Genomic DNA, 14,260 nt, shown 5'->3' on the forward strand with positions numbered 1-14,260 from the left:
TGGATAGGATGTACTGAATGGTGACGATCAGCACGGAACCGACGTTGCCGGCGGTCATTCGTCATCTTTTCCCACCTTTTGCCGGACTTCCCCTCGGGCCGTTGCTGACGCTATCCTTGCGCTCGATGGCTAGGCGCCAGCCCCGATTGTTCGACCGCCTGGGCGAACATCGAACAGCTTGCGATTTCATCGACCCGGTCGACCTCGCCTTCGCATTTACCGTCGTACCGGACGCAGAGCGTTCGATCGTTCGTGTCGTCAGGAGAAGTGAGGCCGCGACATCAAACGTCCAGATCAGGGGACCTCTTCTGACACTCTTGAGCCTGCTCGACGGCACGCTGGATGGCGATGCGCTTTTCTTCAGCCGGATCATCTCGATCAGCGGCCGCACGGAGGCGGTGCTCGCGCTGAGGAACACAATCGAGGACGCCGAGCTTAGCCCCGCGGACCTACTCGGCCTGCGTGGCTTCCTGGCTCGTCTCGCCAATACGGGCATTCTCGGCGCATTGAGCGTCGCACGCCAAATGGCCAATCGAAATTCCAGACGCGAGGCGCCAGAGGCATGACAAGCGGACGCATGGAACTTGTCTGCCCGGCCGGAACCCCGCCTACATTGAGGGCAGCCGTCCAGGCAGGCGCGGACGCAGTCTATTGCGGATTTCGCGACGAAACGAATGCCCGGAATTTCCCCGGGGCTCAACTTCTCCGGGGAAGAACTGGCCGAGGGCGTCCGCTTCGCGCATAACCACGGCAGCAAGGTTCTCGTCGCCATCAATACATTCGCGCGTGTCAACGATGTTGGCCTGTGGAAAAAGGCAGCGGATACCGCAGCCGAATGCGGCGCAAATGCCATCATCGCGGCGGACATAGCCGTCCTTGATCATGTCGCCAAGAACCATAAACAAATTCGTCTTCATCTGTCGGTACAGGCTGCGGCAGCAACGCCGGAAGCAATCGGATTCTACGCGAAAAGTTTCGGAGTTCGTCGCGTCGTGCTGCCGCGGGTTCTTTCGGTTCAGGAGATCGCGGCGCTCAACCGCGCGATCGACGTGGAGACGAAGCATTCGTGTTCGGCGGCCTTTGCGTGATGATCGAAGGCCGATGCTATCTTTCTTCATACGCGACGGGAAAATCGCCAAATCTGAATGGCGTCTGTTCGCCACCCGAAATGGTGAGTTACGACGACGAGCCTAACGGCACGGCAGCACGGCTTTCAGGGTTCACGATCGACCGCTACGAGTTCGGCGAGCCAGTAGGCTATCCCACTTTGTGCAAGGGCAAATTCAAGGCCGGCGGCAAGACCTCCTATTTGTTCGAGGATCCCGTCAGCCTGAACGCTGGCGGGATGATTGCCGGGCTGAAGGCCGCCGGCGTAACCGCCTTGAAGATCGAAGGACGCCAGCGCGGCAAAGGTTATGTGACGGAAGTGGTCCGCGCCTTCCGGAAGGCCGTTGACGCGGTCGAGCAAGGCGGCGACGCCATTGAGATCGATCGGATTCTTGCTGGCCAGTCGGAAGGTTCCCGGCAGACGGCAGGAGCGTACAGCAAGAAGTGGAGATAGCACCTTGTCCGCAATTGCGTTGACGCTTGGGCCGGTCTTCTTCCACTGGTCGCCCGACCGCCTCACGGACTTCTACCGCAGGATCGCGGACGAGGCTCCGATCGACCGGGTCCATATCGGCGAAGTCGTCTGCGGCAAGCGGATGCCGTTTTCCGACCCCGTATGGCCTGAGATCATCGAACGCCTCGAGCGTGCCGGAAAGGAAGTGGTGCTGTCTACCCTGGCAGCACCGGCGACCGTTCGGGAACGCAGAAGCATCGAGGACCTCTGTGGCGACGATCGGCTGATCGAGATCAACGATGTCACCGCCCTGCCGTCACGCTCCGGCAAGCCTTTCGTGACAGGTCCGTTCCTGAACGTTTATAATGGGTCTTCCGCGCAATTCCTCATTCATCGCGGTGCCAAAACCATATGCCCGCCAGTGGAATTGTCGCTCGCCGCCGTCGGCGCCATGGCCAGCGCATGTCCCGAGGCGGATTTCGAGATTTTCGCCTTCGGTCGGCTGCCGCTCGCGCTTCCGGGCGATGCTATCATGCGCGCATTTACGGCCTTCACAAGGATTCGTGCCAGTTTACCTGCGAGAAAGACCCGGACGGTCTTGCCGTAGACACGCTCGACGACCAGCAGTTCCTCGCGATCAATGGCGTGCAGACGCTCTCCAACCAGGTGCAGGCCTTTTGCCCCGCACCCGCGGATCTCGCCTCCAGAGGCGTCCGGCGCATCCGCCTGTCTCCGCACACGTGCGACATGATCGAGGTGGCAAAGACGTACAGAGCTCTTGCCAATGGGAGAGAGGATCGCGAGGGGGCCCGTTTTATTCTCTCGTGCCTCGATCTGCCCGGCACGCTCGTCGATGGATACGCCCATGCCAAGCCCGGATGGCAAGCGACCGCTTCGATCTGAAGGTGGATCTCGAACAGAAAAAATGACCCAGATTGCAATCATTACAGTGTCAGAACGTGCAAGCCGCGGCGAATATCAAGATCTTGGCGGGCCTGCCATCGAGCGCTGGCTTCGACGTGTCGTAGCATCGCCTTGCGTCTTCATCCGCCGCATAGTCCCTGACGGCGTGGAAAGTGTCCGGAATGTGCTCATCGAGCTTTGCGACCAATGCGGCGTTGATCTTATCCTGACGACTGGAGGGACCGGTCCATCTCCAAGGGATCTTACCCAGAGGCAATGCAGCAAGTCATCACCAAGGAACTTCCCGGTTTTGGCGAACTCATGCGGCAGGCCAGCATGCGGCAAGTCCGCACAGCCATTCTTTCACGTCAGACTGCGGGAGTCCGCGGCCATCCGCTGATCATAAACCTGCCAGGCAAGCCGGCTTTAATCGACGTATGCTTGAACGCCGTCTTTCCTGCCGTGCCTTACTGTCTCGAACTGATCGGCGCAGCGCCAATCATACCCGAGCGATGTTCGGATGATCCCGTGTCGACAGCGCTTTTAGATTAAGAGCTGCGGACAATCACCTGATCCATCGGATCGTAGCTGCGAGAGGGCGACAACGAGGGAATTCCTGATTGTTTTCTCAAGCGAGTTGCGATGCGTCACACCTGTTTGAGCTTTGAGAAGCAACATTCGACCAGAGTGGCTTGGCGCACCGCGTGTTTGCGATCACATGGCGCAGGCGATCGGCATCGTCGGCCATTGCGACTTTGGCTGGCCGCCGATCAGAGCATAAGCCTGCGGCCTTTGCGCGACGGCCGGATGAAGCGCACCGGATGCCCTCATGCCTCCTGCGGCTGAAACAGCGGAAAACTCTGTTCAATCGCCGAAGACATCGGGCCTATCACGCTAGGCGATCAGGTGCGCACCCCTGCCCGGACACGCAGGATCCGAACTTGATAAATTGCTATGTTCTTTGAGCCAAATGCCCTGAACTCAGCCGCGCCGCACGCACTCAGGCTTCCCGCTGGGAGGCTGACGGCGACAGCTTGGTGATCTGCTCCTCTTTGTTCCAGCGCAAAGACGCGGACCTTTATCTGGGCAATTCATGGTCCAACGGTTGGCACGATTTCGTCCTCGAGACATTGCGTCGCGTCGAATGGGCCCGCTTCAAGTTTCAAAGCCGTTGTGTCGAAAATGCATGGAGCTTCGTCATGAACACCCAATTCCCAGTTCCAGAACTATGGGAACGCACGGTCGGCGACATAGCCGCAACGCTGCCTGGCGCCACCGCCGTTTTCCGCAAATTCAAGATCGACTTCTGCTGCAATGGCGATCTCACCCTCGATGGCGCCGCGCACCGGCGCGGAGTCGATCCCGACGACCTTGAGCGCGCGTTGGAGGCACTTGGTACCGACACTGCGGGTACAGCGGCGCCGGCTGCGATGGACAGCGATGAACTGATCAACCACATCGAAGCCTGCTACCACGAAGCGCACCGGCGCGCTCTGCCCGAGCTCATTGCACTGTCGCGTAAGGTTGAGGCGGTGCATCGCGAACATCCGAAGGTGCCGGCCGGCCTTTCGGATGCGTTACGGCAGTTGCAGAGCGAACTGGAGCAACACATGGCCAAGGAAGAGGCCATTCTGTTTCCAGCAATGCGGCAGTGGGGCAAAGGCAAGTTCGATATCCCGATTTCGGAACTGCGGCACGAGCACGACGACCAAGGCACCTTGCTTCGGCTCCTCGAAAGCCTCACCGGCGACTTCGTCACGCCCGACGGAGCCTGCCGCTCCTGGCAGGCGCTCTACGTCGGCACGGCTCAGTTTGCCGAAGACCTGATGGAACACATCCACTTGGAGAACAACATCCTGTTCCCGCGGTTCGCGGCAACGGAAGGCCGCGTCTAGCCGCCTAACGTCGACGACGACTGCAGCTACGCGGATCGCATAGCGAATCCTCGGCTGATGGTCTTGGTACTGAGGTAGCCACCGTGTTGTCGTCAGCACCAACTCGCTGTGGACCAACGCGCCTTTCCAGTTCGTCCAACCTGTCCCTGATGTCGTTGGCATCGGCCAGGTCTTCGCCCTGCCCTATCCTAGTTTGGCCTGATCTCACGACGGCCAATGGCGTGGCGGAAATGCCTAGTGGCGGTCGCTAAAATAGCTACGGGCTCGCGATAACACTTCCTCAGCGGTGACCGCATCGACAAATTCCACGCCAACGACACGACCCTCGGCCTTCTGACGGCATATGCGCTCGAGCAAGCCGACACAGCTCGATCTATTTCCGATTATAATCCATTTCTTCCGAGCTTCCAGAAAGCCAAGAACCTCCCCGAAGAAATCATCGTCTCGACGTTGGCCTTTCTGACCATCATGCGTCAGCCGCATGTCACCGATGAATTCAGGTTCTCCAGCGACTGACGGCGTTGCAGCGTCTTCAAAAAGGAACACTTTTGCTGTTCGGAATTCCAGCCACACAACAGCGTGATCGATTGACATGCCCTACCCCAGCTATCCTACGAGATATCCGGTGTGGGCGCTTGCCGCGCATTTGATATCGTTCGGCGGCATCGGCAGTGAACAGGCATGGAAGGGATGCACGGCCAGAAAGCGCAGGCGCACCCTAGGCTTCGGACCGAGTGCAATACCACAGTGGCTTAGATGCACCTCCATGACCATTGTCCCTCAACTCAATCCAGCGAGGACTCGCACGGGTATTGGCGGCAAATCTGTCAGTTCAGTGCCCAGGGCATCATTGACGGCGTTGACCACGGCCGCCGCGACCGGGATTGTCGCGATCTCTCCGACGGCTTTGGCGCCGAAGGGGCCGGTCGGCTCACCCTCTTCGGTGAGCAGGACACGCATCGGCGGCATCTCGGAGGCATTGGCCAATGTATAGCGGCTGAAGCTGTCGCCACGCATTCGACCAGTGACAGGGTCGATCGCAACATCCTCGTAAAGGGCATATCCGATACCGATCTGGATTCCCCCATGGAGTTGGCCTTCCACCAGCATGGGGTTGATCGCTCGGCCGACGTCATGGGCGGCTAGATAATCTGTCACGCGTACGCGACCGGCGAGTCCGTCGACCTCCACCTCAGCAAAATGCGCTGCGTATGAGCCTGAATTGGCCTGGGCGCGATAGGTCTCGGTCGCCGTGGGCAGTTCCGCCCCGCGGACCGTCAAGCGGGCAGCGAGTTCTGAAAGCGCCAGGCCCGAGCCGTCCGGGCGGCGCACTGCGCCCGCCTCCAGCCTCAATTCATCAACTTCTGTATTCAATTCCAGGACCGCCGCAGCCCGGATCACTTCCGAGAGTGCCACGCCTGCAAGTCGGATTGCTTCGCCGCAGATATAGGTCATGCGACTGGCCCGTGTGCCGAGATCATATGGACAGCTATCGGTGTCGGCGGGAACGATGGCAATGTCGCACGCCCTAAGACCCAACGTCTCGCCCGTGATCTGCGCAAGCGTCGTGTCGGCCCCACAGCCGAGGTCGTGGAGCGCGCAGACGAGTTCCGCTCGCCCGTCGGGCAGGAGGCTCAACCTCGCCGTCGTTTCCTCGTGGAAACCGGGATAGCAGCCGTTGATGTGAGTGGCCGAGGCTACCCCCACTCCTCGCCGCCACCGGCCTCGTCCGGCATCCGTCTGCCTACGCGCCTGCCAGCCGAAAGCATCGGCCCCGCGTAGCAGACATTCTCTCCCCCGAGCGTTGCCAACGTTGAGCCCTTGCCAAGGTTCAATCGCGTTAGGCTCAACCAGATTCCTCAGCCGCATCGCCACCGGATCCACCCCCAGCCGCCGCGCGGATATATCAAGCGTGATCTCGGCTATTGTGTGGATCTGGGGGGATCCGTAACCGCGAAAAGCGCCTGCCGGGGCGGTGTTGATGTAGACTGCGCGGCCCGTGTAGCGCTCGGCGGGAACGTCATAAAGCCGAACCAGTCTTTGAAGCATCGAACTGGGCAGATAGTTGCCGCCGGTGCAATAAGCGCCGATGTCCACCAGCGTCTCGGTGTCGCGCGCCAGGATTCGGCCGTCGGAGCTAAGCGCGATCCGCATCCGGCCGACAACGCTCGACCGCGTGCGGGTCGCGGTGAAGGTTTCATGCTGGTCGTAGCGGATCATGACAGGCCGCCCTAGTACCAGCGCAAAGAATGCACACAACGGATCGAGAATCGGCTCGGCCTTGCCGCCGAAGGAGTCGCCTATGGGAGTCTTCACTACGCGTATCTGATCTGGTGGCACTCCCAATGCCTGGACGACGACAGCCTGCACTCCAAAAACGCTCTGACACGGCGAAAGGATCAAGATTCGACCGTCGGATTCAGGCTTGGCAATACAGGCGTGAGGTTCAAGGGCACAGTGATGGCTGCGCGGAGTCGTGACATGTGTTTCCACCACCAGGTCAGCCGCCGCAAATCCGGCATCAAGATCGCCATGCGTAAAGCTCTCGTCGGCCACGGGGTTCATGAAAGCCGGGATGCCATCGTCCCGCATCGCTGGCCCGGCGTGACCGAGCGCAGCTTCAGGATCAAATATAGCGGGGAGATCTACATCTTCGACCGCCACCAACCGTGCGGCGTGCCGCGCGATCTCCTCCGTGTCCGCCACCACAGCCGCAACCCGGTCGCCAATATGGCGCACCACCGCCGGGAACATTCGCTCGTCTGCCAGCGCCTCCTGTCCGGCGAACCAGATCGAGCTGTTGTAGTATCGTGGGGGCGTGTTTTCATGCCAGAAGACAGCGTGTACGCCCTCAACCGCCAACGCGGATGCAGCATCGACACAGGCGACGCGGGCATGTGGATGCGGGCTGAAAACGAGCGCGCAGTGCAGCAATCCTTCGACATGCAAATCGGCCGCGAAGCGCAATGCGCCCGTGACCTTTGCCACACCGTCAACGAGCGGCACCCGATGGGAGATCTGGTTCATCCCGCTGCTTCCTCGAAGAGCCGATCCACGTGGGCTGAGCCCCAGGGCCTGCGCGATCAGGTCGAGGCCGAGTCCGGCGATCGCGCGGCGCTTGTATATCTGCGAATTCCGGCCGGGAATGGCCGTATCGACATCGTCGACTAACGCCGCAATGAAGTCGCGCAACGTGGCGGCACCGAGCTTACGGCCCGCGAGCGCCCCCTCTGCCTGGAGCAGTCTGCTAGAAACGGGACCAAGCGCTCCGGCTGCGATCCGCACGACACCGAAATGGTTGCTCTGAAACTCAGCCAGCAGTGCGAGATTGAGGCGCGAGATGGTCATGTCCTGCCGAGATCCGAGCTTGACGAAGGCGCTTCGCGGCAGAAGGCCGCTTGCTGGCAAGATCACTTCCGTAATCAGATGACCGGAGCTTGGAAGGTGTTCGCAGAGCGCGGCCTCGTGTTGTGTCCCGTCGTGCTTGAGCAGCACCAGTCTTGTTCCCGCGGCGACCAACACGGGCATCAAGTCGGCGGCTGGGGCGGCATTGGCGATGTTGCCACCGATGGTGGCCCGGTTGCGGATCTGGACAGACTCGCACTGTGCGGCAGCCTCGCAAAGGGCCGGAATTCGTACTCGCAGCCTGCAATCCGCGGCAAGCACCGCGACAGTGGTGGCACCTCCGATGCGAACATCCGAGCCATCCGTGGAAATGAAGGCCATGCCCGCCACACGGGCGAGATCAACCAGCAGTCCGATTTCGGGGAGCGGACGGCCCGCGATCAGCATGTCCGTCCCTCCGGCGACGAAATGCACCGGCCCCGCTTCCGCGGCGAGCGTCGCCCGCAACTCGGCCATGTCGACGGGCGCTGAGACCGTGAGCGCATTCATCGCCCTGCCCCCTGGCGAGCGGCGGCTGCGGTAGCGACCGCCTGCACGATGGTCTCGAAGCCGGTGCAGCGGCAGATATTGCCTGCTAGTGCATGGCGGATTTCGGCTTCACCTGGGCTGGGATTGGCATGTAAGAGTCCCTGGGCTGCCAGCAGCATTCCCGGCGTGCAGTAGCCGCATTGCACGGCACCCATCTTCAAGAAGGCCTGCTGCAGATCGTTGATGCCGCTCCCACAGAGTCCCTCGATGGTGGTGATCTCGCGCCCCGCGACTTGAAAGGCCAGCATCAGGCAGGAATCAACCGGCTGGCTATCCAGCAGCACCGTGCATGCGCCACACTCGCCTTCGCAACAGCCTTCCTTGACACCCGTCAGGCCAAGGACGTCGCGAAGAAAGCTGCTCAATCGCGAGATTGGCAAGATCTCAGTCTCGATCGCCTGACCGTTAACCTTCAGCGACATTCTCATGGCGAGGAACCTTCCTCGCCTTAGATGTTTCGAATGTTTGACCTAGGCGGCGGCCAGACCAGTCGGTGGCGACGAAAAAGAAACCTTGCAAAGTGCTGCCGGACGTTGGGCTGGTCATCAGCTGCCGCAGCAACAGTCGCAGCCAGACGATTGCGGTCTGCTGATTTCGACGCGCCAGACCTCCGGCCCTCGCTCAAGGTATTCCCAAGCGAATACACCGGGATATCTGGCCTCGATCTGATAGTGCAGAGGTCGTGGGTCGTGGTCGTTGACGATGATGAAAGAAGAACCCTCGACCAACGCGGCCGCTACCCCGAAGATTCGCGGGTGACGATCTATCGGGGCGATGGTCCGCACGTCGATCAAAAGTGTCGATGCAAGTTCTGGGTCTGCCATGTCGATTGGAATTCCCGGCCGCCAGAAACGTTGGAGCCAGGAGACGGCGGCGATGGTCGATCCCGGCGCGAAAATCTACCCCGTGGTCAGTCAGCCTATTTGTCGAAACGCAAACAATTCCGAGAATCCTGGAGGAATTGGGAAATTGCCGCTTGTCGGCATTCCGCAAAGAGCCGTACGGGCGAACGGCTAGCATGACTGACGCTCCGTCCGTCCTGAGAAAATAGATGCCCGTCCTTCGCGGTTGTACCAGTGACCCAACGGCTCCGCGTTCTCGCCGGCAGTGGGAGGCCAGGTACCTGTGCCGACTGACTGGCGATTTCTAAAGGTGAGCCAGTATCGCTTTTTCTCGATTATCTCGCAGTCTTGCGGGAGAAGACTCACTTGGCACCCGATCCTGGCAGAGCCGCCTGACAATGCGGGCAATTGGACTTGTACCTTTGCCGCCCATCCCCACTCCCCGATTTAAGACTTGACGTGCGTCCATAGAGTGTCTTGCGACAGAACATACGCGTCTACGCCATCGAGGCGTCGGACCGCACCGGCAATTGTCTCCACGTCCATCAAGCTGAAGGCGGTCGACAGTGCATCCGCAATCGTGGCAGTCGGCGCGACGACGCTCAGGCTCGCATAGCGTTGGGGAGTGGATCCGGTTCGCGGATCAATAATATGGGTGAACCGGCCGTCTTCATCGAACTGAAAGCCGGCCGGGCTCGAGGTGGCGACGGCGCTGTCCGTCAGCGGCAAGACTTTCAGAATCGAATCGGAATTGAAGGGATCAGTTATGCCAATGCGCCAAGGACGGTCCTCCGGCGCCGATCCGATCGCACGGCCCTCGCCCATGTTGACGAGCGCGTGCTCAACGCCGCCGGCACGCAGCAGATCGACAACCTTATCCGTTGCGTAACCCTGCGCGATGCCGTTGAGCGTGAGCGCCGACCCGGCCATCGGCAATTCTATGCGATCTTCCGAGTAGGCCAATCTGTCGAAGCCGACCCGATCAAGGGCCTCTTGCATGACCCGCCGCGACGGCCCGGCCGCAGTGGCTCCGGGATCGGAAAAGTGGCGTTGATAGGCCAGCCACAATGGCTGCACCGTAGGATCGAAGGCGCGCCCGGTAAGACGCCAGACGTCGTTGCAACGGCGAAGGATTTCGACGAGATCCGTTGCCGGCGAGACCAGGAATCCTTGGCGATTCAATCTCGAAAGGTCCGAATCCTCACGATAGAGGCTGAAAATCCTTTCCAAGCGGCGGACTTCGGCGGCAACTTGGTCAACGAGCCTCAAGGCCAAGGCTCGGTCGGGATGGTTGATCAGCAGCGTTGCCTGGGCGCCCATAGCTTCTCCGCGCCACGAGACGGCCGACGGTGTCGCCAGAGCTTTGCGACCGAGCGGAAGCAAGGCCATTCCAGCAGCCGCAGCAGTTATGCCAATGAATCGACGGCGAGACATATGGGAGATCATGGCGCCCTCAATTGACGTTGTCGGGATCAAGCGATTGCGGGTCCGAGCCCCGATCGGAAACCGTCTCAGACTCCTGCCCCAGAACGTAATCGCGCGGCAGGTCGGTGAAGTTCAGGACCTGGCCACCATGCTCGCTGGCAAAGGCCCGGGCGGATTCGCTGGAGGAGAAAGGCACCGCTTCCGCAGCTCCCATGCCGCCCTTTTTGTCGCTCCCGATGACGAAAAAGGCGTCCTTGGCATTCACCCAGTTGTTGATACCTGGATTATCCCAGTTGGGTGCTTTCGCCATGTCGGACACGTAGACCGCCCGTATGTCCTTGGGTTCCTCTGGCAGCATGGTAAAGGCGATCGTGTCGCGGGCCGAGGAGAACCAGATGGGCTCGTCATACTTGGCAAGGATAACCTGCCCTTTCGGGCCCGGATGTTCGAGGATGTTCATACCGCAATAGCGACCCATCGCATCTTCGGTCATGGCGAACGGCGCCGGCATCTTGTCCGGGCCGCGCTGACAGCCGGCTATGGCTATGAGGCTTCCGGCGAGGAGTCCCAGTCCCAAGCGCATCCTCACAACTCCCTCGTCGAAAATATGAAAGCGGCGGCGGCCATCGGCGCCACCGTCCACGCTGCTAGTGTCGCCACGAGCGACAAGGAACCGAGCCCGACACTCTGGACGGTTCCAGCCATGCCGGATGCCGAACTGATCTCGGCAGTGCCCATGAGATTCAGCAGCCTGTACGCATCGGTCGGATTAAGAAGAAGCAGGGCATTTAGCATGCCGGCGGTCACGAATCGCCCTTGATCGGCTACCAGCAATCCCAGCAACCCCATGTCGTAGATCAGCACAAACAGGAGCCAGATACCGATCGCGATCCCACTCGCGGTTCCGTGGTCGCGTGAGAGCGCGCTCACAAGATAGCCGATCGCCACAAACACGGCTCCGAGCAGCACCGATGAGGCCGTCATTGTTCCGAAGGCGAACCAACTGGCGCCGCCAATCGACTTTCCGGTCGCCGCCAGCGCAATCGCGGCAACGCCATACCCAATGAGGGTCGCAAATGCCAGGATCGCAAGATGGCCAAGGAACTTGCCGAGAAGCACTTGCCAACGCCGCACGGGATAGCTCAGCAACAACGTCATCGTGCCGCGCTCGATCTCGCCGACAATCGCATCATGGGAGATCAGTAAGGCGATGAGCGGAACGATGAATATGGTGAGGCTGGCCAGGCTCACCACGACAACGTCAAGAGCGCCGGCCCCGACATTGCCAGTTGGCGCACTGCCGAGAAACGTCAGGGTTAGCGCGAGCGCCGCCAACAGTGCTGTCGCTGCCACCACCCAGCGGTTTCGCAGCCCTTCGCGGATTTCCTTGACGGCCAGAAGCGCGATCGTACTCATGCTGATGGTCTCCCGCCGAGGAAATGGGCATAAAGTTCATCGAGGCCGGGCGGCACCATCTCGATGTCGTCGAATGGCACTTCGGCGCCGCCTGTCCGGCGCAGGAACGCGATCTTGCTATCGGGGGACGCGTCCAATTCGATGGTATGGCCGTTCACCTGCCGGAGATCCGGCCCATTTCCCATCCAGTCCCTGATGCGCTGGACGCCGCCGTCGGTAGCCCTCATCCGAATGACCGTCGGCAGGCGAGAGATCCGCCGCAATTCATCGAGCGACCCGTCCGCGATCTTCTTGCCTTCGTTCATTATAATGACGCGCGTGGCGTTTCCTTCGAGCTCGTTGAGGGCGTGCGACGACAGAAGGATCGTTGTCCCCGCATCCCGCATTTCACGCACGATCCGATAGAATTGCTGGCGCAGTTCTGGATCGAGGCCGGTGGTCGGCTCGTCCAGCAGAAGAACCCGCGGCGTTCCGATCAGCGCTTGCGCCAATCCCAGCCGCTGCCGCATGCCCTTCGAGTAAGTTCCAATGCGTCGGTCCGCAGCATGCGCAAGACCGATCCGATCCATCAGCTCGTTCACGGAGCGCGGGCTCTCGCCCTTCAATCCAACGTAGAATCGAAGCATTTCGCGGCCAGTCAGAACCGGATTGAACGAAACGTTCTCCGGCAGATAGCCAAGATGTCTGCGAACGGCGGAATTTCCGGCTGACGTATCCTGCCCCAGCACGGTCACGGAACCTGATGTGGGCCGGCTCAGCCCAAGCATGAGCTTGATCAGGGTTGTCTTGCCCGCACCGTTATGTCCAACGAGGGCGACGGTCTCAGCATCACTCAGTGCGAATGAAACGTCATCGACGGCCCTGACCCTGCCAAAGTGCCTGGCAACGGAGTTCAATTGAATGTTGACGCTCATGGGCTCTCCTTCGTGTCAGCCGGCTTCATCAGAGGATGGCTGTCGACGACGCCGCCGGGGAAGACTGCGGGAAATCGGGTCTGCGCCCAGCGGATCACCTGCACCGCGGGGCTGTTGACGAGAACCTTCGCCGCCGGCGCTGTCCAGAGCACTTTGTCGATCATATCGTTTGGTCGGTAGGAGTTGTCGCCGATACCGTCGCCGTTCAGGTCAAAAGCCGGGTTGTCGCTCCAGTAGTTACCTCGGCCGCCGCTCGACCACTCAAGGTAGCGCGTACCGACATATTTCACCTGGTTTCGATTGCGGATGAAGGCGTTACCGGCCATCTCGTTGCCTTCCGAACCGGCCGTAAAATGCACGCCGATCTCGCAACCCTCGAATCGATTGCCGCGAAAGCGGTTCTTGTTTGCATTGTAGATGAACACGCACTTCTCGGGGCCTAGGCGGGTAATGGCCCCTGTCGGAGTCACCACCCTGTCCGCGTCGGCCACAGGAAGTCCGTCCGTGTCGGCGAAACGCTGTCCGTTGCTCGCCCATCTTCCGATCGGCTGCCTTCGGCCGCGAACCACGTTGCCGCTTATTTCTGAGCCATTGGCATAATTGAGCAGCAGCCCGTTGTCGCGGTCGCCGTCGGACAAATTGCCCGTGACCCGCAGCCTACTGGAATACATGATGGCGTAGCCAACAACATTGCCGACTGAAACGTTGTCACTGATCACGCTGTCGTTTGTGTACATGTAATGGATGGCGAACCGCACATCGTGGAAGGTGTTCGCGCTGAATTCATTGTGTTTGCTGGCAGTCGCAAAAATGCCATCGCGTCCAAAGCTGATCTGGTTGCCGACGACCTTGGCGCCTGGCGCGTTCCAGACGGAGACGCCATTTCCAGCCTGGTTCGTCCGCCCTGTGCGCATGCCCTCTATGCGGTTACCCCTAGCGACGGCGCCCGCAGCGCCATGGAGATATATTCCGTAGAGGTTGCCGAGGATCGTGTTTCCCTCGACCATCACGCCCTTGGCCGTCTCTTTCACGAACACGCCGGCGTCCATCGCATCCAAGTCGGACCCAGAACCAACAATCTCCAAATCGCGCACCGCAGCATTCGCGGCCTCGACGGTGATCACGTTGCCCTGGCCATCACCCTCGACGATTGCGCCCGCCTGGCCTTGCAGGGTCACCCGTTTGTTGATGGATACAGGACCGCGATGTCTGCCGACTGCGAGCAACAGCACGTCGCCGGGGGCGGCGGCATCGACGGTCGTTTGAAGGGGCGTCTCATCGGCCGGCACGGCGATTTCCGCCGCCCCGGCATCGTTACCAGGAATGGCGACGAGAAACGCCGCCATTCCCAAAGTTCCGAGGGTGGCCAAT

The 14,260-nt window shown here is 60.6% G+C and carries 13 protein-coding genes and 2 pseudogenes; 6 read left to right on the plus strand and 9 right to left on the minus strand.

Going from position 1 to position 14,260, the window contains the following annotated elements; translation table 11 throughout:
• The first annotated feature begins 17 nt into the window (after window positions 1–17).
• The 6 genes and pseudogenes from FJ490_RS24235 to ric all read left to right on the plus strand — a co-directional run bounded on the left by FJ490_RS24235 (window position 18) and on the right by ric (window position 4,359).
• A complete protein-coding gene (locus FJ490_RS24235) occupies window positions 18–566 on the plus strand; it encodes an SCP2 sterol-binding domain-containing protein (RefSeq protein ID WP_140522842.1) in 549 nt (182 codons plus the stop codon).
• Window positions 567–577: 11 nt separating this feature from the next.
• A pseudogene (locus tag FJ490_RS24240) lies at window positions 578–1,561 on the plus strand (peptidase U32 family protein).
• Window positions 1,562–1,565: 4 nt separating this feature from the next.
• Window positions 1,566–2,168 carry a U32 family peptidase gene (locus FJ490_RS24245; RefSeq protein WP_224656235.1) on the plus strand — a complete coding sequence of 201 codons (603 nt, stop codon included), beginning with the start codon at window positions 1,566–1,568 and terminating at the stop codon, window positions 2,166–2,168.
• A gap of 38 nt (window positions 2,169–2,206) precedes the next feature.
• Window positions 2,207–2,464: a hypothetical protein gene (locus FJ490_RS33225; RefSeq protein ID WP_224656234.1), complete on the plus strand. Its 258-nt coding sequence runs from the start codon at window positions 2,207–2,209 to the stop codon at window positions 2,462–2,464.
• A gap of 22 nt (window positions 2,465–2,486) precedes the next feature.
• Window positions 2,487–3,016 (plus strand): annotated as a pseudogene (mog, locus tag FJ490_RS24250) (molybdopterin adenylyltransferase).
• A 647-nt stretch (window positions 3,017–3,663) separates the two neighbouring features.
• Window positions 3,664–4,359, plus strand: coding sequence for an iron-sulfur cluster repair di-iron protein (ric, locus tag FJ490_RS24255; protein WP_140523391.1), 696 nt, complete (start codon window positions 3,664–3,666; stop codon window positions 4,357–4,359).
• A gap of 234 nt (window positions 4,360–4,593) precedes the next feature.
• Here the strand turns inward: ric and FJ490_RS24260 are convergent, their stop codons facing one another.
• From FJ490_RS24260 to FJ490_RS24300, 9 genes are all read right to left on the minus strand, one after another.
• Window positions 4,594–4,953, minus strand: a complete 360-nt coding sequence (locus FJ490_RS24260; protein WP_140522844.1) for a hypothetical protein — start codon at window positions 4,951–4,953, stop codon at window positions 4,594–4,596.
• Between the two features lie 186 nt (window positions 4,954–5,139).
• On the minus strand, window positions 5,140–8,253 hold the full coding sequence (locus tag FJ490_RS24265; protein ID WP_140522846.1) for a molybdopterin cofactor-binding domain-containing protein: 3,114 nt from the start codon (window positions 8,251–8,253) through the stop codon (window positions 5,140–5,142).
• A complete protein-coding gene (locus FJ490_RS24270; protein ID WP_140522848.1) occupies window positions 8,250–8,720 on the minus strand; it encodes a (2Fe-2S)-binding protein in 471 nt (156 codons plus the stop codon). The genes FJ490_RS24265 and FJ490_RS24270 overlap by 4 nt, the downstream gene beginning before the upstream one ends.
• A gap of 117 nt (window positions 8,721–8,837) precedes the next feature.
• Entirely contained in the window at window positions 8,838–9,116 is a 279-nt protein-coding gene (locus tag FJ490_RS24275) for a DUF2249 domain-containing protein (protein ID WP_140522850.1), read from the minus strand.
• Between the two features lie 465 nt (window positions 9,117–9,581).
• The gene (locus tag FJ490_RS24280) at window positions 9,582–10,454 is read right to left on the minus strand and encodes an FAD:protein FMN transferase (protein WP_224656233.1); all 873 of its coding nucleotides are present in this window, start codon (window positions 10,452–10,454) and stop codon (window positions 9,582–9,584) included.
• A gap of 133 nt (window positions 10,455–10,587) precedes the next feature.
• Window positions 10,588–11,148, minus strand: coding sequence for a nitrous oxide reductase accessory protein NosL (locus tag FJ490_RS24285; RefSeq protein WP_224656242.1), 561 nt, complete (start codon window positions 11,146–11,148; stop codon window positions 10,588–10,590).
• Complete coding sequence (locus FJ490_RS24290) at window positions 11,145–11,975, minus strand: ABC transporter permease (protein ID WP_140522856.1); 831 nt, start codon at window positions 11,973–11,975, stop codon at window positions 11,145–11,147. The genes FJ490_RS24285 and FJ490_RS24290 overlap by 4 nt, the downstream gene beginning before the upstream one ends.
• Window positions 11,972–12,889, minus strand: coding sequence for an ABC transporter ATP-binding protein (locus FJ490_RS24295; protein WP_140522858.1), 918 nt, complete (start codon window positions 12,887–12,889; stop codon window positions 11,972–11,974). The genes FJ490_RS24290 and FJ490_RS24295 overlap by 4 nt, the downstream gene beginning before the upstream one ends.
• Window positions 12,886–14,235 carry a nitrous oxide reductase family maturation protein NosD gene (locus FJ490_RS24300; RefSeq protein ID WP_140522860.1) on the minus strand — a complete coding sequence of 450 codons (1,350 nt, stop codon included), beginning with the start codon at window positions 14,233–14,235 and terminating at the stop codon, window positions 12,886–12,888. The genes FJ490_RS24295 and FJ490_RS24300 overlap by 4 nt, the downstream gene beginning before the upstream one ends.
• Between the last annotated feature and the right edge of the window lie 25 nt (window positions 14,236–14,260).

Source organism: Mesorhizobium sp. B2-5-11 (assembly GCF_006440835.1).
GTDB lineage: Bacteria > Pseudomonadota > Alphaproteobacteria > Rhizobiales > Rhizobiaceae > Mesorhizobium.